Source organism: Marinospirillum celere (assembly GCF_900112235.1).
Lineage (GTDB): Bacteria > Pseudomonadota > Gammaproteobacteria > Pseudomonadales > Halomonadaceae > Marinospirillum > Marinospirillum celere.
In genome coordinates, this window is the sequence record NZ_FOLH01000001.1 from 113,696 (window position 1) to 135,907 (window position 22,212).

At 50.5% G+C, this 22,212-nt stretch carries 20 protein-coding genes and 4 tRNA genes; 11 read left to right on the top strand and 13 right to left on the bottom strand.

All coding sequences use genetic code 11. The features are described 5' to 3' along the window. Window positions 1-3 precede the first annotated feature (3 nt). Complete coding sequence (locus BM185_RS00515) at window positions 4-903, bottom strand: transglutaminase family protein (protein WP_091957719.1); 900 nt, start codon at window positions 901-903, stop codon at window positions 4-6. Between the two features lie 200 nt (window positions 904-1,103). Between BM185_RS00515 and BM185_RS00520 the strand changes: the two genes are divergently transcribed. Continuing rightward, window positions 1,104-1,406: a high-potential iron-sulfur protein gene (locus BM185_RS00520; protein ID WP_091957722.1), complete on the top strand. Its 303-nt coding sequence runs from the start codon at window positions 1,104-1,106 to the stop codon at window positions 1,404-1,406. Window positions 1,407-1,483: 77 nt separating this feature from the next. Here BM185_RS00520 and BM185_RS00525 read toward each other — a convergent pair whose 3' ends face one another. Next, on the bottom strand, window positions 1,484-4,018 hold the full coding sequence (locus tag BM185_RS00525) for a circularly permuted type 2 ATP-grasp protein (RefSeq protein ID WP_091957725.1): 2,535 nt from the start codon (window positions 4,016-4,018) through the stop codon (window positions 1,484-1,486). Between the two features lie 27 nt (window positions 4,019-4,045). Here BM185_RS00525 and BM185_RS00530 point away from each other — a divergent pair, with 27 nt between their 5' ends. Genes BM185_RS00530 through BM185_RS00540 form a run of 3 tightly spaced genes read left to right on the top strand, consistent with a single transcriptional unit; the run spans window position 4,046 to window position 7,590 of the window. Continuing rightward, on the top strand, window positions 4,046-5,119 hold the full coding sequence (locus BM185_RS00530; protein ID WP_091957727.1) for a zinc-binding metallopeptidase family protein: 1,074 nt from the start codon (window positions 4,046-4,048) through the stop codon (window positions 5,117-5,119). A gap of 54 nt (window positions 5,120-5,173) precedes the next feature. Further along, window positions 5,174-6,643 (top strand): circularly permuted type 2 ATP-grasp protein, encoded by a 1,470-nt coding sequence (locus tag BM185_RS00535; protein WP_091957730.1) that lies wholly within the window; start codon window positions 5,174-5,176, stop codon window positions 6,641-6,643. A gap of 2 nt (window positions 6,644-6,645) precedes the next feature. After that, window positions 6,646-7,590: an alpha-E domain-containing protein gene (locus BM185_RS00540; protein ID WP_091957732.1), complete on the top strand. Its 945-nt coding sequence runs from the start codon at window positions 6,646-6,648 to the stop codon at window positions 7,588-7,590. A 15-nt stretch (window positions 7,591-7,605) separates the two neighbouring features. Here the strand turns inward: BM185_RS00540 and BM185_RS00545 are convergent, their stop codons facing one another. The 4 genes from BM185_RS00545 to rmf all read right to left on the bottom strand — a co-directional run bounded on the left by BM185_RS00545 (window position 7,606) and on the right by rmf (window position 11,245). After that, a complete protein-coding gene (locus BM185_RS00545) occupies window positions 7,606-8,781 on the bottom strand; it encodes a cation diffusion facilitator family transporter (protein WP_091957735.1) in 1,176 nt (391 codons plus the stop codon). A 2-nt stretch (window positions 8,782-8,783) separates the two neighbouring features. Beyond that, window positions 8,784-9,944 carry a 1-acyl-sn-glycerol-3-phosphate acyltransferase gene (locus BM185_RS00550; RefSeq protein WP_091957738.1) on the bottom strand — a complete coding sequence of 387 codons (1,161 nt, stop codon included), beginning with the start codon at window positions 9,942-9,944 and terminating at the stop codon, window positions 8,784-8,786. Window positions 9,945-9,965: 21 nt separating this feature from the next. Further along, window positions 9,966-10,886, bottom strand: coding sequence for a recombination-associated protein RdgC (locus tag BM185_RS00555; protein WP_091957739.1), 921 nt, complete (start codon window positions 10,884-10,886; stop codon window positions 9,966-9,968). A 140-nt stretch (window positions 10,887-11,026) separates the two neighbouring features. After that, on the bottom strand, window positions 11,027-11,245 hold the full coding sequence (gene rmf, locus BM185_RS00560) for a ribosome modulation factor (protein WP_091957742.1): 219 nt from the start codon (window positions 11,243-11,245) through the stop codon (window positions 11,027-11,029). A 233-nt stretch (window positions 11,246-11,478) separates the two neighbouring features. Here rmf and rlmKL point away from each other — a divergent pair, with 233 nt between their 5' ends. Then, window positions 11,479-13,674, top strand: a complete 2,196-nt coding sequence (gene rlmKL / locus BM185_RS00565) for a bifunctional 23S rRNA (guanine(2069)-N(7))-methyltransferase RlmK/23S rRNA (guanine(2445)-N(2))-methyltransferase RlmL (protein ID WP_091957745.1) — start codon at window positions 11,479-11,481, stop codon at window positions 13,672-13,674. Next, on the top strand, window positions 13,671-13,934 hold the full coding sequence (locus tag BM185_RS00570) for a glutaredoxin family protein (protein WP_091957747.1): 264 nt from the start codon (window positions 13,671-13,673) through the stop codon (window positions 13,932-13,934). Before rlmKL ends, BM185_RS00570 begins: the two co-directional genes overlap by 4 nt. 10 nt (window positions 13,935-13,944) lie before the next feature. On the opposite strand, the gene BM185_RS00575 is transcribed toward BM185_RS00570, so the two are convergent. Then, entirely contained in the window at window positions 13,945-14,232 is a 288-nt protein-coding gene (locus tag BM185_RS00575) for a hypothetical protein (protein WP_245751641.1), read from the bottom strand. A gap of 87 nt (window positions 14,233-14,319) precedes the next feature. Here BM185_RS00575 and BM185_RS00580 point away from each other — a divergent pair, with 87 nt between their 5' ends. Continuing rightward, window positions 14,320-15,450: a 4-phosphoerythronate dehydrogenase gene (locus BM185_RS00580; protein WP_091957750.1), complete on the top strand. Its 1,131-nt coding sequence runs from the start codon at window positions 14,320-14,322 to the stop codon at window positions 15,448-15,450. A 218-nt stretch (window positions 15,451-15,668) separates the two neighbouring features. On the opposite strand, the gene htpX is transcribed toward BM185_RS00580, so the two are convergent. From htpX to BM185_RS00605, 5 genes are all read right to left on the bottom strand, one after another. After that, window positions 15,669-16,562 carry a protease HtpX gene (gene htpX, locus BM185_RS00585; protein WP_091957752.1) on the bottom strand — a complete coding sequence of 298 codons (894 nt, stop codon included), beginning with the start codon at window positions 16,560-16,562 and terminating at the stop codon, window positions 15,669-15,671. A 68-nt stretch (window positions 16,563-16,630) separates the two neighbouring features. Next, window positions 16,631-17,845 carry a pyridoxal phosphate-dependent aminotransferase gene (locus tag BM185_RS00590; protein WP_091957755.1) on the bottom strand — a complete coding sequence of 405 codons (1,215 nt, stop codon included), beginning with the start codon at window positions 17,843-17,845 and terminating at the stop codon, window positions 16,631-16,633. 106 nt (window positions 17,846-17,951) lie between these two features. Further along, window positions 17,952-19,154 carry a GGDEF domain-containing protein gene (locus BM185_RS00595; RefSeq protein ID WP_091957757.1) on the bottom strand — a complete coding sequence of 401 codons (1,203 nt, stop codon included), beginning with the start codon at window positions 19,152-19,154 and terminating at the stop codon, window positions 17,952-17,954. Between the two features lie 88 nt (window positions 19,155-19,242). Next, window positions 19,243-20,112 (bottom strand): ribosome biogenesis GTPase YlqF, encoded by an 870-nt coding sequence (ylqF, locus tag BM185_RS00600; RefSeq protein ID WP_091957759.1) that lies wholly within the window; start codon window positions 20,110-20,112, stop codon window positions 19,243-19,245. After that, a complete protein-coding gene (locus BM185_RS00605) occupies window positions 20,102-20,863 on the bottom strand; it encodes a hypothetical protein (protein ID WP_091957761.1) in 762 nt (253 codons plus the stop codon). The genes ylqF and BM185_RS00605 overlap by 11 nt, the downstream gene beginning before the upstream one ends. Window positions 20,864-21,068: 205 nt before the next feature. Here BM185_RS00605 and BM185_RS00610 point away from each other — a divergent pair. From BM185_RS00610 to BM185_RS00625, 4 genes are all read left to right on the top strand, one after another. After that, window positions 21,069-21,144: transfer RNA gene (locus BM185_RS00610), tRNA-Glu, on the top strand. A gap of 1 nt (window position 21,145) precedes the next feature. Next, a tRNA-Gly gene (locus BM185_RS00615) sits at window positions 21,146-21,220 on the top strand. Between the two features lie 25 nt (window positions 21,221-21,245). Continuing rightward, window positions 21,246-21,321, top strand: a tRNA-Glu gene (locus BM185_RS00620). Between the two features lies 1 nt (window position 21,322). Then, window positions 21,323-21,397, top strand: a tRNA-Gly gene (locus tag BM185_RS00625). Between the two features lie 136 nt (window positions 21,398-21,533). On the opposite strand, the gene BM185_RS00630 is transcribed toward BM185_RS00625, so the two are convergent. After that, window positions 21,534-21,737, bottom strand: coding sequence for a hypothetical protein (locus tag BM185_RS00630; RefSeq protein WP_091957765.1), 204 nt, complete (start codon window positions 21,735-21,737; stop codon window positions 21,534-21,536). Window positions 21,738-22,212: the final 475 nt, after the last annotated feature.

Sequence of the window (22,212 nt, forward strand, 5' to 3'; positions counted from 1 at the left end):
CGGTCATGGGTTCTGGGGGAGTACATCAACGGCCACTTCCAGGTGATGATGACCGCCTCCATTCATGACTCCCTTGAGCGGAGTAATGTCGGCATAATCCCGGCCCCAGCCGAGAGTGATATAGCGCTGGTTGGGTAGAATGCCATTGGTTGGGTCAAGGTTCATCCAGCCATAGCCGGGAATAAAAACACTCAGCCAGGCATGACTGGCATCAGCTCCTTTCAGCTTTTCCTGGCCAGTCGGTGGTTGGGTTTCCAGATAACCGCTGACATAGCGGGCTGCCAACCCCAGAGAGCGGAGTGCAGCTATCGCCAAGTGGGCAAAATCCTGGCAAACCCCTTTACGATTTTCCAATACCTCCAAAACAGGAGTGGCCAGCGTTGTAAAGTGAGGCTGGTAGGTGAATTCCTGAAAAATACGCTGGTTGAATTCTTGTAAGGCATCAATTAACAAACGGTCTGAAGAGAAGCTGTTGCGGGCAAAGTCAGCAAGCTGGGAGTGCCTTTTCGCAAAAGGGGAGTCGAGAGTGAAAATACGGGCTTCAAGCGTGGCTACATCTGCAGCCAGAGCGTGTTTGTGGCTACCTGGAGCCAAGAGGGCTTTGGCTTCTTCCCAGGTGGGCCCTGTACCGTATTGAAACTGAGGTGGTGCGTAGGTGGTCACTTGACTGGTTACGGTGACTTCCAGGCTGGAATGCAGCTCTTCAATTGCAAAATAAACCACCCGGTTGCCAAAGAAATCCCGACGTTCATGTTGACGCAAGGGTGTTGGAAAAATATTTAGTTGGGTGTTTTTGCAGGTCTGCCAGGGAAGGTTGCGGGGCAAAAGCCTCGCTTCATTATGACTTAGGGTGACATTGGCAGCATATTGATAGCGGGTGCTGTGTTCGAGCAGGTATTCCATGGGCTGGCTCTTAATACCTTGTATCGATAGGTTAATTAGTATTGTCCGGTTTTTGCTACAGGAAAGCCAGCTTAGCTTTTGTCTTTAATTAGAGACACTTGGAACCCGGTATTTAAATCCCTACTTTCAGGGTGCTTGATATTAAATTCTCCCTGCAGCTTGAACTGCAGGAACACTTATAAAAGATGATGAGGTGACCTATGGCTTTTCAATCCAGTCGTCGCGCTTTTATGAAAAAAGGTTTGTTTGGTTTGGCTGCTCTTCCTTTGGGAATGGGTGCTTTGACCAGCCAGGCTTTTGCAGAAAGAAAGCAGATCACCGAAGATAACCCTGCGGCAGCTGCCCTGGGCTATGTCAAAGAGAGCACCACAGAAGGTCAATACTGTGATAATTGTATTTTCTGGGAGCAGGGTAACAACCCACCCGAAAGCTGTTCTCTGCTGCAGCCCAACAACTTCCGTGTTGAGGCAAAAGGCTGGTGTGAGCGCTGGGTTGCTGGCTAAGCACCTGCTCTTCTAGTCTCTTAAATCTGTTGGTAAAGCCCGGCTCTAAGCCGGGCTTTTTAGTTGGCAGGGGGTTCTTAAGTTTGCAAGCTAACCAACTGTCGGGGTTTTTCGACATGACTGAAATGACTGTGTGCCAGAGCATCAGACAGTTGTGATAGGGGTAAGAGCAGGGCATCAAGAAAAGCCTGCAAGGCTTCCCGGGCGGCTTGTGAATTTTCAATATCCAGCAGGCTGTCCAGATCCACCAGGTGCAGGTGGCTGCTGGCTTCTATGACCAGACGGTGTTCCTGGCTACGGAAAGGTGAGCCCTCCTGACGGGGAAGCTCTTCCAACTGCTGATGGAGTCTTTTCAGCATAAAACCAACAGAGCGGGGGTTGCTCTCATCAAACAGCAAAAGATCGAGAATTGCTGAAGGATGGAGCTGCGAACGATACCTGCGACGATAAACCGTTAGGTTGTCCGTCGTTGCCAAAACCACCTCCCAAAGGGGGATGCCTGGTTGGCGAGCTGTCACCAGGGCTAACTTCAAGAGCTCCAGACTGGACAGCAGACGTTCGATAAAGCGACCCAAATCCATAAAGCGCCAGCCATAGTGGTGGGGCATGGTTTCGTTGCAAAAGCCAAAAAAGGCAGCTTGTTGAACGAGCAGATCTTCCAGATGGCGGCGGGCACTATTAACACCCAGGTTGCCATTAAGGCCATTGAATTTCTGGCGTAAATTATTAATAACCCGCCAGGCATCGTCGCCCAGATGATCACGCACGGCTCGGCTGTTGCGCAAAAACTGACTGAACAACCAGGGTAGGTTATCAACCGCCTGATCAGTAAACAGGGTCATCAGCCATTCGCGCAGCTGAATAAATTGCCGGGCTGCCGCTAAAGGCGGCTGTTCTGGAGGAAGAGGCAACTTAAGAGCGGTAAACAAATCCGGGAGGAGCGTGGTTTCCAGTGGCAGTTGACCGTCATCCAACAGCTGTCCCAGTGTTTCTCTGAGTAGCCGGGCTTTGGTATCCAAGCGCTCACCATAGCGGCCCATCCAGAAGAGGCTGTCAGCAACCCGGCTGGGAAGGTCGCGCCCATCACGGGTGACCAGAATGGGGCCTTGAGCTTGGCGAAGCAGGCTGACATGGGGTTGAGGCACGGGTGCGAGTACCCAGATATCCTTTACCGTCTGACTTTGCATGACCGGGGTTCCTGGCTCACCGACCCAGGCTAAACCACCGGGCATGACACGACTTTGTCGATCTTCAGGGTCGGTCAGGCAAAAAAAGCGCAGGTTGATACTGGCAGGATAAAGTACTTGGTTACGTGCATCAAAACTGGGTGCTGTTGATGCCTGCGCCGGTTTTCGAGCGGTAAATAGCCAGGGCGACTGGCGAATTTCTGTGGTCAGGGCTTGTTGTTCATCTAATGATAGCTGTTTGGGGTCCAGCAGTTGTCCTGGTTGATGAATAGGGTAGAGCTGCCAGGCTTCCAGGTTATTAAGGACTTCAATTAAGTGATCTTCTTCACCACACCAGCGGAGTTCGGGTCCAGCCAGTAGCAGTTCTTCGCCCAGAAGCCTTTGACATAGCTTGGGAAGGAAGAGTGATAAGGCTGGATGTTCAAGAACGCCAACGCCCAAAGCATTGGCAATTTCAACTTCCCCCCGTCGCGCCGCTTGCATGAGGCCAGGGACACCCAGCAGGGAGTCACTGGAAAGTTCCAAGGGGTCGCACCAGGGGTCAGTGACTTGGCGAACCAGAACATCAACACGTTTGAGGCCACCCAGGGTGCGCATGGAAACCTGACCATCACGCACCACCAGATCATCACCTTCAACCAGTGAGAAGTTCATATAGTTAGCCAGCCAGGCATGTTCAAAATAACCAGGGCTACCAGGACCGGGTGTCAGTAAGACCAGATTGGGCTCACCACGATGATCACTGGCCAGAGAGGCCAAGCAACGATGTTGGGCCTGTAGAAAACTAGCCAGACGTCTTAGCGGCGCTTCACGATAAAGATTGGAAAGGGTACGTGAAAGCAGGATACGATTTTCCAGTGCATAGCCAGCACCAGAGGGGGCTTGAGTCCAATCACCCTGCAGGCGCCATTGGCCTTGTAGATCCCGGTAAACATCCATCCCCTGAAAAATGATTCTGGGTTTTTCAGGGCGCTGGTTGCCATCTGCTGCTGCAAAGAGCCAGGAGGGGTGGGTGTAAACCAGTTCCGGTGGCAGTAGGCCCTCATGAATGACTTGGCGTTCACCATAGAGATCATCTACCAGGGCTTGAAGCAAACGGCTACGTTGGATAAGCCCAGCTTCCAATAGGTCCCAATCATGCCCGGCAATCACATAGGGTAGCGGGTCCAGCTCCCAAGAGCGTAGTTGGCCCAGATCATCTTCATGAACATTGAAAGTCACCCCATTTTCATGCAAGAGTTGTTGCACTTCTTCATGGCGTTCTGCTAGGCCATCAAGTCCTAATTCTTCCAATACCTGAAGTACAGGTTGCCAGCGAACGTCAGGTTGTCCATCCTGATTGAACAACTCATCCCTTCCCTGATCGCTAGCATAGCTATTCAAGAGTTGTTGCAGTGCTTGACTGTATGAAGATAGATTGGACATCCGGATCAGGTTCCTGAGGAAAAAAAGATGAAGCTCTTTGCCTGTGGTAACTGTGGTCAGCTGGTTTATTTTGAAAACACCAGCTGTACCCGATGTGGGGCTCTGCTGGGTTTTGATCCAGCCAGTCTGAAACTGCGGGCCTTTAAATCTCTGGGTGAGCAGCTTTGGCAGCCCCTTGATGAGCAGGATAACGCAAAAACCTTTCGTCAGTGTCACAATTATGCCGTTGAAGGAACCTGCAATTGGATGCTGCCCAGTGATGACCCAGAGAAATTTTGTGTCTCCTGCCAGTTGACCCGCACGCTGCCAAACTTGGATAAGCAGGAAAATCATGGCTTTTGGGCGCAACTGGAAACTGAAAAACGCCGGTTGGTCTACAGCCTGTTGCAGTTACGCTTACCTGTACAACCACGTTGGTTAACACCGACAGGTCTTGCCTTTGATTTTCTTGAAGATATTCTGGAGTTTAATGAAACCGGACGGGTAATGACCGGACATGCCCAGGGCATCATTACGCTGAATGTTGCTGAAGCTGACCCAGTGGTGCGTGAGCAACAGCGCAGCCAAATGGCTGAACCCTACCGAACCCTGTTAGGCCATTTTCGGCATGAATCCGGCCATTATTACTGGGACCTTTTGGTAAAGGACACCCCTTGGCTGGATGCATTTCGTCAGCAATTTGGTGATGAGCGCAGAGATTATTCCGCTGCCTTGCAGTATCACTATGAACAGGGGCCGGTAGAAGGCTGGGAAGAATACTATGTGACTGCCTATGCCAGTAGCCACCCCTGGGAAGACTGGGCCGAAAGCTGGTCTCATTATTTGCATCTACTCGATACCCTGGAAACGGCCTGGCAATTTGGGATAGGAATTCAACCGCTTATTCCCAATACCCCGAATATGCAGCTACATCAAACCTTCAATCCCTATCTGGTTGAAAGCCTTGATGAACTGGTCGAAAAATGGCTGCCTTTAACCTATGCTCTAAATAGTCTCAGTCGCAGTATGGGGCACTCACCCTTGTATCCTTTTGTGCTGCCACCCGCAGCAATTAATAAGTTGCGTTTGATTCACCGGATTATTCATGCAAGTTCCTGCTAGCTGGTACGGGAATTGCTATGTAACTGTATTACCGGAAAAAGTCAGGGCATTTAAATGAGCAAAATTAATTGGAAGAACTATTCCAGCCAGGGCTTTTATGATGAGCTAATACAAGCCCCGAATGTACCTCATCCTGCTGCTCGTGAACTCTGCAACTACTTGGCGCAACTGGATGCCAGTGACCTTCGACAGCATCAGTTGGCTGCCGAGGTTGCCATTCAGGTCATGGGTATTACCTTTACCGTTTACTCTGAAGGCACGCAAATTGACCGCGCCTGGCCCTTTGATATCCTGCCCCGAGTCATTCCCCTGGACGAATGGAAACGCACCGAAGCGGGTCTCAAACAAAGGGTGCTGGCGTTGAATCTGCTGATTGATGACCTCTACCAGGATCAAAAAATCGTTAAGGATGGTGTTTTCCCTCAGGAAATCCTTGCTGAGTCGGCTAATTTTCGCCCTCAGTGTGTTGGAATTCGACCCATGCACCAAACCTGGGCGCATATTTGTGGCTCCGACCTGGTTAGAGACAAGGATGGCACCCTCTATGTTTTGGAAGACAATTTGCGTGTTCCTTCCGGTGTTTCCTACATGCTGGAGAATCGTAATGTCACCAAACGTATCCTGCCGGATCTATTCGCAACAGGAAATATTCAGCCGGTTGATGATTACTGCTCACAGCTTTATGAAATGCTGGCCTATATGTCACCTAGGCCAGGTGATGATCCACAAATCGTTGTGTTAACACCGGGTATCTACAACTCCGCCTATTTTGAACACTCGTATCTGGCCCAGCAAATGGGTGTTGAGCTGGTCGAAGGGCGGGATCTTTTTGTAGATGACGATGACTGTGTCTACATGCGCATGATTGATGGCCCCAAGCGGGTGGATGTGATTTATCGGCGAGTTGATGATCTCTTTTTGGACCCGGAAGCCTTTCACCCTGATTCCCAATTGGGTGTACCTGGATTGATGCGTGCCTGGCGTAAGGGCAAGGTTTCCCTGGTCAACGCACCTGGTGCTGGAGTGGCGGATGACAAGGTGGTTTATGCCCTGGTGCCGGAAGTGATTCGCTACTACCTGGACCAGGAGCCTCTCTTGCCCAATGTACCCAGCTACTTGTGCATGAAAGAGGATGATCGACGCTATGTTCTTGATAACCTCGATAAGCTGGTGGTCAAACCCGCCAATGAGTCGGGTGGCTATGGCATGCTGATTGGGCCCCAGTCGACCAAGGCAGAACAACAGAAATTTGCTGAGCTGATTCAGGCTAACCCGCGCAACTACATGGCCCAGCCAACTTTGGCTTTATCGACAACACCAACCCTGTGTGAAACAGGTTTGGAAGCAAGACATGTTGATTTAAGGCCTTTTATTCTTTCTGGAGAAGAAACCTCAGTGACTACCGGTGGCCTGACCCGGGTTGCGCTAACAGCGGGTTCTCTGGTGGTTAATTCATCCCAAGGCGGTGGCAGTAAGGATACCTGGATTGTTGGACAGGATTCCACAGATCAGGGAGGGCACTAAGCATGCTATCGCGAGTTGCTGAGAATATTTATTGGCTGGCGCGCTACCTGGAAAGAGCCGAGGATACCGCTCGCCTGATTAGTGTGAACTCACATTTACTGTTGGACTTTCCAGCAAGAACCCGTTTGGGCTGGGATTCCCTGATCGAAATTACCAGCACGGCCGAAACCTTTGATGCTCTTTATGATACAAGGGATGAAACCAACGTCCTCCAGTTTTTGTGCGGTAATCAACAGTATCCGGGTTCTATTTTATCCTCCCTGGCCGCTGCTAGAGAAAACCTACGCACCACACGGGAAGTTATGCCACGATCTTCCTGGGAAGAGGTAAACCGGCTTTATCTGGAAGTCAGGAAACAGGTAGCAACCGGAATTCTGCCCCGAAACCGGGATGCTTTTCTTAAAAAAGTGATTCGTAGCTGTCAAGTAGTAACCGGTTTGCTGGAAGGTTCGTTAAGCCATACACAGGTAAAAACTTTCCTGGAAATGGGTCGCCACCTGGAAAGAGCGGATATGACCACGCGCATTTTGGATGTGCGTTCAGCCAACCTCTTGCCCAAAACAGCGGAAGAATTAACCCCTTTTGAGAACCTGCAATGGATGAGTTTGCTGAAGTCTTTGACGGGTTATCAAATGTATCGCCAGCAGGTGCGCTTAAGAGTCAGAGGGCCTGACGTTTTGAGGTTTTTACTGCAGGATAAGGTGTTTCCGAGGGCTGTGGCCTTTTGTCTTCGGCAAATTTCCCAGTCGCTGGCCCAGCTTCCCCGGCATGAAGAGGTGCAACCCCAAGTTGATGAGTTGGTTAAACTTTTGATTGCAGCCGATGTTGATGCCTTGGCTGTTGAACCCGAGAACTTGCATGCCTTTATTGATGAGCTTCAGCTGGGTTTGAATGAACTGCACTTGGCCGTGGTGAATACATGGTTTGTTATCGAGAGCCGAAATTAAACCGGGCCTGGGGGATTAACCCCCCACCCAAACCCTGACACGGCGTAGCCAAGCTAGATCCTTGGCCGCTGCCTTGAGTCGGACCTCCAAGTGTTCAACCTCTTCAATCGGTAGTTGATCAACCCGATAGAAGAGGTCGACATCTATCTGCTCATCAAGATAATGCAAAGTGGTCTGGTGAGCCTTTTCATAGTGGTCTTCACCCTCCCAGCGCTCATGCAAAAGGGTTTGCACATCAGGTCGTAACGGTAGCATCTTGTCTGGGTCAGGGTTATCCGTTTCAGCATCGTCCTCCGGGTCAATATGAAAGGTTACATCAGAAATATGATCAAACTGATCGCGTAAATGACGAGCAACCCAAACCCCAATTTCATGCCCTTCGGAAACACTGATATGGGGTGCAACCTGCAGATGAATATCCAAAAGGCTGCGGCTGCCCATGGTTCGGGTACGCAGGTGATGAACATCACGAACACCGGGAATGCTCTGAGCAGCCTTGCGTATTTGTTCTGTTTCCTGCTCGGGCAGGGCGGTGTCCACAAGTTCTTTCAAGCTGTTCCAGATTAACTTGATACCAATGCGGGCGACCATCAGACCGACAATGATTGCCGCAGCCTGATCCAGCCAGGTAAAGCCCAGGAGAGCGCCACCCACAGCAATAAAAACGACGATGGAGGACAGGGAGTCAGTGCGATGATGCCAGGCATTGGCTTCCAGCAACTTGGAATTGATTTTGCGGGCAATGCGCAGGGTATAGTGATAAATCCATTCTTTACTGGCAATTGAGGCCAGAGCAACCACCAAGGCAACAGCGCCAGGAATAACCAGGTCTCCCGGCTGTCGTAAACGCTGAATACTGTCCCAGATCAGAGCGCCTGCAACAGCTATAAGCAGGGCACCGAGTAAGAGGGTCGCTAGCGTTTCATAGCGGTCATGACCATAGGGATGATCCTGGTCAGGCTTTTGGCGGCCAAAGTGGGTGGCAGCCAGCACCAAAAGATCACTGAACAGGTCTGAAAGGGAATGAATACCGTCAGCAATCAAGGCATGGGAGTTAGCCCAGAAGCCGATCAGAATCTTAATAACACCATTGAGGGCGTTGACCAGGGCACCGATTAAAGTGACTTTTTTGGCCGCCCTGGCTTCTGATAATTCAAGATTGGCCTTGCTGTCGGCAGAAGCTGGGATCATGGCTAAAGGCGTCCTAGGTAGTTCTTGACCGGGTTGGCGTACATGGTCAGCCAGTGTTTGCGATATTCAGGGGGGCAAGCAGCCAGGTGTTCATTGAAGTCGGCACTGCAGGCTGTATCAAACTCAGGAAAGGCAATATCGTCTTCTTCGCCCAGAGCTTCCAGAGCCAGGTAGTTACTGGGAAATAAGCGGTAAAGCTTACGGATCTGGGCATCGACAGCTTTGGCCGCTACATCTGCATTTTCCAGATCTTCAGCTTGTAAGGGCTTACCAAAAGCCAGGTGGATGCGGCCTTTAAAGCCGGCAATACCCTGGGCAATGCTTTGAATGTCCTCAAATTCGCTTTTCGCGTACTCGCCTTCTTGTTCTTTGGTGGCCAGCTCTCTGGCTTTTTGAACATCAAGGGGATCATATTCATAACTGAGTGCGACGGGCACTAGGTTCAAACTGCCAATCACTTCAGCAAAGGATTTGTCTGATTTTTTTTCAGCCATATAGAACATTTTGATGATGGCTGGATCGGTATGGTCAATCCCATTTTTGGCCCTGCCTTCACGCTGGGCAATCCAGATGGAGTGATTTTCTTCCTTGAGGCTGTGATGAATATATTCCGACAAGAGTTTGAAAGAGGCCATCATTTGCCGAACGCCTTTAGCCGAGCGCTGGACAATAAAGCTTTTGTTGAGGCGCATTAAATCAGTGACCCAGGACTTTTTTAGCAGATTGTCACCGATAGCAATGCGGACCGTATTCATGCCGTTGGTATGCAGGGCATAGTTGACCATGGCCGGGTCCATGGCAATATCACGGTGGTTACTGATAAACAAGTAGCTCTGTTTGGGATCCAGGTTTTCCAGACCATCGACCGTGAGGCCCTTGGTCGTAGTGGCCAACATACGAGCCATATAGCCTTCGACGTAGAGTTGAAGGTCATGCACTGAATGAATCTTGGCGGCGTGCTTTTTGATGGTGCGGCTGATAAAGAATTTAGCCGCAGGAGCCAGAATACTCGATGTCAGGCGTGGAAATTTGAATCTCAAAAGCGCCGTTAGGAATTCAGAATCCTCGGCCAAACGCGCCATAACCTCTTCCACTTCTTCATCACGGTAAGGGCGGATGGCATCAAAAGCCTCGGGTGAGACATTCATCAAACGGGTTTCCATGGGTAATGCTGGGCCTCAATATTATTCTTGGTCACTAGTTTGCTGGTTGCTCAGTCCGTCATGCAGACTGATCAGCTGGTCTACCAGGCTGGACAGAGTATTGCTCAGTAGAATGAATTCAGCATCCAAAGCAATCAAAGGGTCTCTGTCTGGGTTTACATCCTCGGCCTCTTCCAGTAATTCCTCAGCATATTTCAGGCTTTTCAGTATCAGTGTATCAGTTAAATTAAAAGTTACCTGATCTTGCCAATTGAGTCTGAGTTGAGTGGCGCGTTTGCCTGCAGCCAAATGCTGGGTAATTTCTTCGCCGGTGAGTGCTTGTCCCTTAATTCGAACTACGGCCTTGTCATCATCAGGGTCACGCAGTTCACAGGTGTCTTCCAAGGCCAAACCGGATGCTGGCTGCTCTTCCAGCCAGCGGGTCATGACCTGGCCGGGAGGCAATTGAGTTGCCAAGGGGACAACCGGCAGGCTTCCCAAGCCTTCTCTTAAAAGGTTAAGCGCCAGTTCACAGACTTTATCCGTGGTGTTGTCCAGCAGGATACGCTGCTGGCGTCCATCCAGCCAGACCCAGACCGAACGCGAGCGGGTGAAGGCACGGGGGAGCAGTTCAAGACGCAGTTCATCCGTGAGGTTTTGGCGCTCTTTGCGACCCACCTTGCGACTCTCAGCCATTTCTATGGCTTCCACCTTTTCCTGAACCTGTTCGCGGACGACGGAAGCGGGAAGAAGTTTCTCTTCAATTTTTAGCTTTAACAACCACTGGTCACCCTGGCTGTGAACCAGGGTACTAGTGCCGCTGGGAGAAACCCAGCCAGCTGACATTTCTTCTTGGCTGGAGCAGTGACGAAAGGGTTTGCTGGCGAGAGCGACTTGTAGTTTTTCGGTCGTCCAGGCCTGATCGTTACGTGCCTGGTAGATACGTAAGGCTTTAAACCACATTAAGGAATCCTTGAGAAAAATAAGCTGGGTATTATCCCTGATCCTGATGTGTGAAGCCAGCCAAAGACAAAGACCATAAAGCAAAAGACCCGTGCGGGATGGCACGGGTCTGGGTAGTAAACTTAACTGGTAAGAAAAGTTCAGGAGGCTCCAGCTACCACAGCTGGGTTTTTGTGGATAGCAGATACACCCCGCATACCGGACCACATATCTTCCCGGCCTTCGCGCCAGCCACTCATCCAGTTGGTGTGAAGTTCATCGGGCAGGGAAGGGCATTTCTCACGTGACTGGCCTTTTAGACCCGCTTGATAACCACGTGTGTAAACGCGCTGAGCACGGTCTCTTTTCTGACTCTTCATAGATTACGGCCTCTCTTCTTTTAAAGGAACCCAGGCTTAACCAGAAGTTTTGGAATTAACCAGCCTGAAGCACCTTTTATTGTTAAGATACAGCTTAAGATCTACGGCAGGTCACCAGGCTGGCGAGTGCCTCACTTCTATTTGTAGGCTAGTTGACAGGTGAATGACAGCTTTTTTTATTTATCGTTACGCCGGATCTGATAACCACTCATAATCAAGGTCAATATTTTTAGATGCCACTACTGAATCAAGTTTATACCCTTCATGCCACCTGCTCGCGCGGACTGGAACAACTGCTTGCTGAAGAGCTGCTTGGGCTGGGCTTTGAGTCGGCCCGCCCCAGGGTTGGCCGGGTTTTGGGTCAGGCCACTTTGACTGAGGCCTACCGGGCTCTAATCTGGTCACGCTTGGCAAACCGTCTGCATTTGCAGCTGGATGAAGCACCTGTTTCTGATGCCGAGGATTTGAATGCCTGGCTAACGGGTATCGATTGGAGTGAGCACCTGCTGGCTGAGGGTAGCCTGCTGATAGATACCAGCGGGACAACGCCCCAGTTGCGCAATACTCACGATACAGCGCTGAGGGTCAAGGATGCGATAGCTGACTGGTTTCGTCAGCGCGAGGGTCAACGGCCTTCCGTGGATAGGGAAAGGCCCGATGTGCGCTTGCATCTGCGCCTGGAAAAAGGCAAAGGCCAGTTGAGTCTGGATTTGGGAGGTGGCAGCCTGCACCAGCGCGGCTATCGCTTACAGGCGGCCAAAGCCCCTCTTAAAGAAAACTTGGCGGCAGGTCTTTTGTATCGTGCCGGCTGGCCAGAGCTAGCCCAACAAGGCTATGCACTGCTGGACCCCTTTTGTGGCTCGGGAACTCTCTTGGCGGAAGCGGCCTTTATCGCACGAGATGTTGCACCTGGTTTATTGCGTCCCTGGCATGGTGTCGAGACCTGGTTGGGCCATCGTCCCAGTATTTGGCAAGAACTTTTGGAAGAGGCTAAAGAACGCAGGGCGGCTAGTGCAGACTTGCCTTTGCATATTACTGGCTCAGATGCTGATTCCAGAGCTGTGGAAGCAGCCAGGGGGAACCTGAAAAGAGCAGGGCTGGCCGATGAGCTGGAAGTCTTTGAGCGACCGGTTATTGAGTTACCCGCAACGATTTTTGAAAAGGGGCTGGTGATTACCAATCCTCCCTATGGCGAGCGCCTGGAAGATCTGCCCAGTGTGCTACCCCTCTACGCCCAACTGGGACAAAAACTGCTGGAAGGCTATCCTGGCTGGCGCTTGGCCCTCTTTACGGTGAATAAAGAGCTGGCTTTTCGAATTCCCTTAAAGCCTTACAAAACCTACCCCCTGCAAAATGCTTCCCTGGAATGCCAACTGTACTTGTTTGAATTGCCGGAAGCCGGGGTTGAAGATCCCCAGGTGGCGGCCATTGCCCGCAAACAGCAGGAAAGAGCCAGCCAGCCGGAACAACCGACCGCTGAACTTAGTGAAGGTGGGCAAATGCTGGCCAATCGCTTGAAGAAAAACCTGAAAAAGCTTTCACGCTGGGTTAAGCGTGAAGGAATTCAAGCCTACCGGGTTTATGATGCTGATTTACCCGAGTATGCTCTGGCGATAGATCTCTATGGTGATCAGGTTCACGTTCAGGAGTATGCACCCCCAGCAACGATAGATCCGGACAAGGCCAATCAGCGTTTAGCTGAAGCCTTGTTGGCCCTTCCTGAAGCCTTGAATGTTAATGCCGATGCTATCCATCTCAAACAGCGGCGTCGGCAAACAGGTAAGCAGCAGTATGAAAAAATGGCGGCCAAAGGGGTTTATTTTCCTGTCACAGAAGGCTCAGCCAAGCTACTGGTTAATTTGGATGACTATCTGGATACGGGGCTTTTTCTTGATCATCGTCCGGTACGTCTGCGCTTGTTCCATGAAGCTCAGGGCAAGCGTTTTTTGAATCTTTTTTGTTATACCGGTGCTGCAACGGTTCAGGCGGCCAAGGGTGGCGCCGTCAGAACCACCAGTGTCGACCTGTCCAAAACCTATTTGGGCTGGTTGGAAAGAAACCTGAAACTCAATGGCCTGGATGCCAATAAACATCGCTTGGAACAGGCTGATTGTCGAGAGTGGCTGAAACAGGATCAAGGCAGCTATGATCTTATTTTTATGGACCCGCCGACTTTTTCCAATTCCAAACGTATGAAAGGGGTGTTGGATATTCAGCGTGACCAGGTAGAGTTGGTTGATCTGGCCATGCGCCGGCTCAGTAGCGATGGCCTATTGATCTTTTCCAATAACTTGCGGGGCTTTAAAATAAGCCCTGAGCTTGAAAGTAACTATGAAGTCCGCAATATTACCCGGCAAACTCTGGACCCGGATTTTGAGCGTAATCAGCGCATTCACCAGTGTTTTGAAATTAGGAATCGACCGCTATGAATTCAGCACCCAAGGGAAGTCAACAGCTCACTCTTTATACAACGGAAGGCTGCCATCTCTGCGAAAGAGCCTTGGCCCTGCTTGAGCCCTGGCTACAACGGGGTTACGGCTTGGCCAAGGTGGATATTGCTGAAGATGACTTACTAATGGCGCGTTATGGCGAACGCATCCCCGTGGTAGCTAGCCCTTGCGGTGGTGAAATTGGCTGGCCGTTTACGGCCGAGGAGTTGGAAGGCTGGATCAAGCAGATAAAATGCTAAGAAATCTGGATTAATCCCCAAAGGGTAGCTCACCCTTCATGGTGTTTTGTAGGTCCGCAGGTATTTCCTGCGGGTCCTGGGCTTCCAGAACTTTGTGAAAGCCACGGCTTTCCTGGATATGGCGGACATCGTCAACCAGGATAGCGGCTTCTTCCGGTGAATTGACCAGGGTATGTTTGAGACCGCCATATTGGGTGCCACTGATGCCCCAGACACGGGTTACCAGCCAGTCACCAAACATGTCCTGATGCACATGAACCAGATAATAGTCCTGGCCTTTTTCCCAGCGAATAATCAAGATGGCCTCTGAAGGTGGCGGTAAATAACTGTCGGATTGTAAACCTTTTTTTCTCTATCTAGAAAGCCCTGGCAAGGAAATAACCAAATGCGCCTGCTGGTTGATGAAAACCTACCCTTTGTTGAAGAGTTTTTTGCCGACACGGCCGAGGTGATTCGCCTCCCTGGGCAATCGATAACCCCAGCCAGTCTGCAGGGAGTGGATGGCCTTTTGGTGCGTTCGGTCACGCGCGTTGATCAGCAGCTCCTGGCGGGCACCTCAGTCGCTTTTGTGGGTACGGCAACCATAGGCACAGATCATGTTGATCGGGATTGGCTGCAAAAAGCTGGTATAGCTTTTGCCAGCGCACCTGGATGTAATGCTGACTCAGTCGTGGATTATGTGCTGAGTAATTTGCTGTGGTTGGCTCAGGAAAAAGGGTTTTGTCTTCAGAAACAGGTTATCGGCATTGTTGGCGTGGGTAATGTCGGTGGGCGTTTGTCTGAGCGCTTGCAGGCCTACGGCTGTCGGCTACTACTGAACGACCCGCCTCGAGAAGCTGCTGGCGAGCCCGGTTTTCTGCCGCTGGAAAACTTACTGGATAGAGCTGATATCCTCTGCCTGCACACGCCTTTGATCCGGGAAGGCCCTTTTCCCACCGAAGGGTTGATTAATGCCGCTACCCTGCGTCGCCTCCAGGGGCGGGTACTGCTGAATGCCGGACGCGGGGCGGTGATCGATCCGAAAGGGCTGCAACAGGTAATCAACGAAGGACAGGCGCCCAGGCTGCTACTGGATGTTTTTGCCGGTGAGCCTGAGCTGGACCCAGTGTTGATACCCCAATTGGAATTGGCGACACCGCATATTGCTGGCTACAGCCTGGAAGGTAAGAGCCGGGGTACTCAAGCTATTTATCAGGCCTGGTGCCAGTATCTGGGCAGAAAGGCAGCTAAACATCTGGACACTTTTTTACCACCGCCCCCAGTAGACTGTCTGCAGCTCAATGCTGGCTGGTCTGCTGAAGAGGCCTGCCGTCGTGCTGCCTTGCTGGTCTATGATCCCAGAGAGGATGCGGCTCGTTTATTAAGGGCTTTAAACCAACTGCCTCCTAAACAGGCTTATCAACAGCTTAGAAAAAACTACCCGCAGCGCCGTGAGTTTTCATCACTCAGGGTTGTGCCTGGTACTCTTGAGCAAGCCCAAGCACTGAAGGCTTTGGGCTTTACTCTGGCATCTTAGGCTCTTATACCTTGAGGCGATATAGGAAAGCTTGGTAAAAGGCTCGTCATGCGGCCTAGGGCATGGGCTGTTGATATTCGACGCAACCTTAACCAGGCATATACACGGAATGGCAAAGGCACCCAAGTAGGGAGGGTGTTCGTCTTTTTTGTCTTAAAAAAGGGCTGGTTAACCCAGCCCTTTTAGAGTTTTCGCTATTTTAGCGGATATTGATGCTTTTAGGCATACGCCTTATTGCGTAGAGCGGCGATGCGATCATCCAGTGGAGGATGGCTAGAGAAGAATTTCTGAATCATGCTGGTTGTTTGACCTTTGTTGATACCAAAGGCTGTCAGGGTGTCAGGCATCTCGTTAGGGATGTTCTGTTCAGCTTTCAAGCGCTCAAGCGCATTGATCATCGCACCAGCACCGGCAAGGCGAGCACCGGCATCATCAGCCCGATATTCACGGAAGCGGCTAAACCACATGACAATACCGGAAGCGAGAATACCCAGGATGATTTCTGCAAAGATGGTGGTGACATAAAAAGCGATGCCATGACCGCCTTCGTTCTTAAAGACCACACGATCAACGGTATGTCCGATGATACGCGCAAAGAACATAACAAAGGTGTTGACCACTCCTTGTACCAGAGCCAGGGTAATCATGTCGCCATTAGCTACATGCCCAATTTCATGGGCAAGGACAGCGCGCACTTCTTCTGGACGCATACGCTGAAGCAAGCCACTGGATACAGCAACTAGGGCGTCATTACGGTTCCAGCCGGTCGCAAAAGCATTGGACTGCTGAGAAGGGAAGATGCCTACTTCGGGCATACCTATCCCTGCTTTTTTCGACAGGTCAGCCACGGTATCCATCAGCCACTGTTCCTGCTGGTTGCGTGGTTGAGTGATGACCTGGGTACGGGTGCCCTTTTTGGCCAGCCATTTCGACATCAGCAGGGACACGCCTGAACCGATCATGCCAAAAACAAAGCAGAAGATCAGCAGATTGGTCAGGTTAAGGCCGCCGGATGCATCCAGATAGCGACCAACACCCAGAATATTCAGGGTGATACTGGCAACCACGATGACTGCCAGGTTGGTTAAAAGAAACAAGCCGATTCGCATCATTTGACTGCAACTCCTGAGAAAGTATCAAACCCCTTATTAGATAGGGGTTGGTGCGTTAGGTTTCAAGCCTATTGACGATAACGGGACAAAAAGCGCTCGATACGGCCGATCGCATCTTCCAACTGGTCCACGCGTGGTAGCGTCACCAGGCGGAAGTGATCAGGTTGTCCCCAGTTGAAGGCTGTACCCTGAACGACCAACAGTTTTTCCTGGAGTAGCAGATCCAGGGCAAACTTTTCATCATCCTGAATATTGAACACCTTGGGGTCGAGCCGGGGGAACATATAGAGTGCGCCCTTGGGTTTGACACAGCTAACCCCGGGAATCTGGGTGATCAATTCATAGGCACGGTCCCGTTGGGCCAGCAGACGGCCACCCGGCAGAATGTAATCATTGATGCTTTGATAGCCGCCGAGAGCTGTTTGTACCGCATGCTGAGCAGGCACATTGGCACAAAGGCGCATTGAAGCCAGCATGTTCAAGCCTTCATTGAAGTCTTGAGCCAGGTGTTTAGCACCAGAAAGAATCAACCAGCCGGAACGAAAACCAGCAACCCGATAGCTTTTAGATAAGCCGTTGAAGGTGCAAAACAACAGATCATCAGCCAGGCTGGCTATGGCGGTATGCTCGGTGCCGTCATAAAGAATCTTGTCGTAGATTTCATCGGCAAAGATTACCAGCTTATGTTCGCGTGCCACTTCAATAATCTGTTCCAGTAACTCTTTGCTGTAAACCACCCCGGTGGGGTTGTTGGGGTTGATGATCACGATGCCCCGGGTGCGGTCAGTGATCTTGCGCTTGATATCATCAATATCAGGATACCAGTCGCTTTGTTCATCACAGACATAATGAACGGCTTTTCCGCCAGCCAAGCGGGCTGCCGCAGTCCACAAGGGATAATCCGGAGCCGGGATCAGGACTTCGTCATTGTCATTGAGTAGAGCCTGCATCGCCATGACGATCAGCTCACTGACGCCATTGCCTAAATAAATATCTTCAATTTCTACGCCCGCAATTTCTTTGCGCTGGCATTCTTGCATGACGGCCTTGCGGGCAGAATAGAGCCCCTTGGAATCACAGTAACCCTGAGCGGTTGCCAGGTTACGCATCACATCCTGAAGAATCTCATCGGGGGCCTCAAAACCAAAGGGTGCAGGGTTGCCGATGTTTAGTTTGAGAACGCGATGGCCTTCTTCTTCTAGGCGTTTGGCTTCCTGAAGAACAGGGCCACGTATGTCATAGCAGACATGGTGAAGTTTGTTGGACTTGCGAATTGGTTGCATACCAGGAGTTCCATTAACAAAAGCTGCCAATTGGTGCGAGGCGAAAGGTTACCAAGCTAACAGCTTTTTGTCTGCTAGGCAGCGTAAAAAAAACTCCGGGTAAGTGTTAGGAATAAACAGGACTCGTGCCAGGTGGCAAATCAGCATCGACGTAGCAGTTACGACCCTGATGTTTGGCCATGTAAAGACGGCTATCAACACGCTTTAAGGCATCCTCCAAGGTTTCCTGAGCACGCACTTGGGTGATGCCGATGCTGGTCGTAAAATGGACACGTTGGCCATCATGCGCCAAAACAAAGGCTTGCTCACACTGAGCGCGGATGCGTTCAGCAACTTCCAAGGCATCTTGCTTGGGGGTTCCGGGAAGAACCGCCATGAATTCTTCACCCCCATAACGTGCGACCAAATCATTTTTACGCAGCTCAGAGCGAAGAATTTGTGCAAACACTTGAAGGGCCTGGTCACCTATAGAATGCCCATAGGTATCATTGACCTTTTTGAAGCGATCCAAATCAAACATCAGCAGGGTAATAGGGCTGGAGGGCTCTTTGCTATCCCGCTGTTTTTGGTGTTCCAGGTAGAGTTGTTCTAATTGCTTTAGCAGGATGCCCCTGTTCAAGAGGCCGGTCAGGCTATCCATACTGGCCTGACGATAAAGTCTTAGCAGTGCGCTGACTTGTGAATGATTAGCCCAAAGGGAAATGCCCAGCAGAGTGAAAAGCAGCCAAAGGTCCTGCCAGCCATAAGCTGTGGTCAATTCACCGGTTAGGGTTAGTGCGATTACCTGGGTGAGAAGCACCAGGAAGCCTATGCCAAAGCTTTCAATCAGAGTTAGAGGGAAGACGCTTAAAAAAGCAATGATCAGCAAGGGAATGAAGCTATAGCCAACCAGGGAGTTCAGTTGATCACCATACATGATCACCAAATAGCCATAAAAAAGGGCTGGAGCCAACATCATTGCAGCGAGGCTGTTTCTGAGTCTGCTGAGCTTGTGCTGACTGTTCCAGGCCGCATAGAGAACACCCAGGAGCACCAGCATCAAGCCAAGGCGGCCATAGGCTACTGACGTCATCAGTTCAACAGGAAGGAGCAGGTAGTCAACCAGCAGCCAGAGAGGGGCGAGCAGGGTGAATACCAGGCCGACAAAGAGCATACGCGTGCGAAGATACTCACTTCGGGCATAGTTGAAATCACGGGAGTGGTAGCGATTGTTGATCGTATCGCGCAGACTGGCTGGCATCCACTGGGGTTCCCAGGGGTTTTTCCAGCGTATAGCTAGCTGGTGACGTCTGCGCTCATCTCTGGCCACTGAGTGCACTCCTGCTAAGGGTGTTTGAAAAAGAATGCAATGTTAGGTTAAGAGTAAGCGCCTTGCGTTGATTCTGCACAAGTTTTTGTTACTCATTTACCTGATCTTTTTCACTTTCGTCATCCAAGGGGATATCCAGAGGGGTTTCCAGCGAAACCAAACCCAATTGCCCGCCACGCAAATCATGCAGAAGTACTTCGCAGGCGCGGTGATAATCAATAACACCACCGGAACGTAATCCACCGCGTTTTTGAGCAATTGCTTTAAGGAGTTGTTCAGCGTTTTCTGGCACTTCTTTCAGTTTGTAGCGTGCAATCAGTGCCTGAGGATAGCGTATCAGCAGGTCCGCAGCCGCCCAGAAACCCACTTCTTCGTAATCCATGGCCGTATCCCGAATGGCGCCTGAGGCACCTAACCGGTAAGCACTTTCGGCATTTTCGATACGCGGCCAGAGAACACCAGGTGTATCAATGATTTGCAAACGCTCGCCCACCTGGATTTTTTGTTGACGTCGGGTGACTGCTGGCTCATTACCGGTTTTGGCGATCTTTTTACCAGCCAAGGAATTGATCAGGGTGGATTTGCCAACATTGGGAATTCCCATAACCAAGGCTTTGACTGAACGGCTTTCCCGCACCTGTGAAGCCAGTTGTTGGCAGGTGCTGGCAATGGGCCTTAGAGTTTTGGCATCTGTGGTCACTATAGGTAGGGCCCGGATATGGCTTTGTTGCTCAAAGAACTCGATCCATTGCTGGGTGATAGCAGGATCTGCCAGATCACTTTTGGACAGTAGCTTGAGCGTGGGCTTGTGAACAGCCAGTTTTCCCAAAACCGGATTGGCGCTGGAAAAGGGGAGGCGGGCATCCAGCATCTCTATGACAACATCAACTTCAGGCAGTGCTTTCTTGATTTCTTTACGGGCCTTGTGCATATGGCCCGGATACCAATTAATCGTCATAGAGTTGCTTCTTTTTCCAGCTATCGGCTTCTTCAATCAATTCATCAACACTTTCAGCCAGCTCGTTGTTGCCGCTTTCTGCTTCCAGAGCGATTTTCTCTTCAAGATTCTGAATGGTTTCGCGGCACTCAAGGAGCGTCTGGTTATGGATGCCATTAGGGTTATTACGGTTCAGCTCACTCATGATGCGTTTATAGTGAACGACAGCGATACGTAGGTTGCCTTCCACTTCTGCTTTGCGGGCAGAAGATTTGAAGACTTCAACCAGGGTTTGGGTGAAGCCTTGCTTGATCTCGTTAAGGTAGGTTTGGGCCATCCTGTGAGGTACCTTTTTTTCCTGGTACAGATTGACCACGACCTTGTTTAGCTGCTTAAGATTGCGTCTGATGCCATTGGCAATTTTGATATCGCCAACAGGTTCAGGTTGAGCGGCGTTGCTCCGTATGCTTTCCATACGCTGCTGAGCAGACTCCATCTCTGATTTGATGCGGTTATCTTTTTGTCCCAGCTCCTGCTGCTCTTGAAGCAGCTCCATCCACTGAGTAGCCAGAAAAATACGAAAATCCTGGGAAAGATAGTGAGCAGGAATTTCATCCAGCAGTATTTGAATCTGACGACCCCGGTCAGCCAGGATTCTGATCCGGCGCTGGATCTCAATTTTTTTCTTCTCATTCTGCTGGTGGGCAAAGACAAAAAGCATCAGCCCTATCGCAACAATAAAAATACCCACCAGAACAAGCACAATTACCATTCTAAGCTCCTGCAGGGACTTCCCATGAAACCCGTGTTTACCCTAAAAGTAGGTAGTATCTAACAAAGCTTAGGTCACTGACAATAAAAGACTTATAAAAGAGGTCAGATTAGTGGCGCTTCAACGACTTAAGTTGAAAAGAGGTGTTGACAGCTTTAGCAACGCTCATTAAGATACGCGCCATCCTGAACGGAGCAGCTAACACGTCCCATTCGTCTAGTGGTCCAGGACACCGCCCTTTCACGGCGGTAACAGGGGTTCGAACCCCCTATGGGACGCCAAGCGGGAATAGCTCAGTGGTAGAGCACAACCTTGCCAAGGTTGGGGTCGCGAGTTCGAATCTCGTTTCCCGCTCCAGTTTGCTTTTAATTCAGTGATATCTGTCCCATTCGTCTAGTGGTCCAGGACACCGCCCTTTCACGGCGGTAACAGGGGTTCGAACCCCCTATGGGACGCCAAGCGGGAATAGCTCAGTGGTAGAGCACAACCTTGCCAAGGTTGGGGTCGCGAGTTCGAATCTCGTTTCCCGCTCCAGATTCTAAGAACCAGCCTTCGGGCTGGTTTTTTTGGTTTTGGCTACCACCAAACCTTAGCTTCTGCGCCAACTATAAACCTCCAGCAGATTGCTGTTTGGCTCTAGTCGAGGTACAAGGGAAAAGAAGAGTGGTGCTTAGTCCTTAAAAAGCTCATCGAGATTGTTGGCCGTGAGTATGCCTGCCACCCAGCGATCAAGTTGATCGGTATTGGCGTCATTCAGTTTGGCTTCGACCCATGCAGGAGGGTTGCCAAACTTGAGCTTAATTTGCTTGAGTAGTGTTTGGGTTTCACCTTTAACGATACCTTCTTCTATATAGCGTTCTGCAAATCCAGCCATAATCTGTTTCTCCTCTGGGTAACGCTGTTCATATTCATTGATTTCATCGTCATCCAGGTTGTTGAAGAACCCTTAGTTATCCTTGAAAACCTTGAGCGGGTGAAGCCTGCGTACTCGACAAACTCATCATTGACGTAAGTGATCTGGCCCCTGGCATCGGTATGCGAAATAATCGCGCAGTCAGAGCGGACGGGGTATTCCTGCTGAGTGATGGGTTGGTTGTTGCTCATACAAGTTGCTCCCTCAACTTTAATTGTAGTTGTAATCGAATATTAGGTTCTTTGCATATATCATGCTTTGCACCAAAGGAAGGCAAGCTGCTGCGGCCTGGGGTCTGCGAAACCAAATCAATCTATGACATATTTTTTATTTAGTGCCTTGTCTTTAAAGGTTTTTACAATAATTTTTAAATGTAACAGAAATGTATCAGTCGGATTTTGCAAGCCCTTTTTTCGTGCTGTTGGTTCTGCATGAC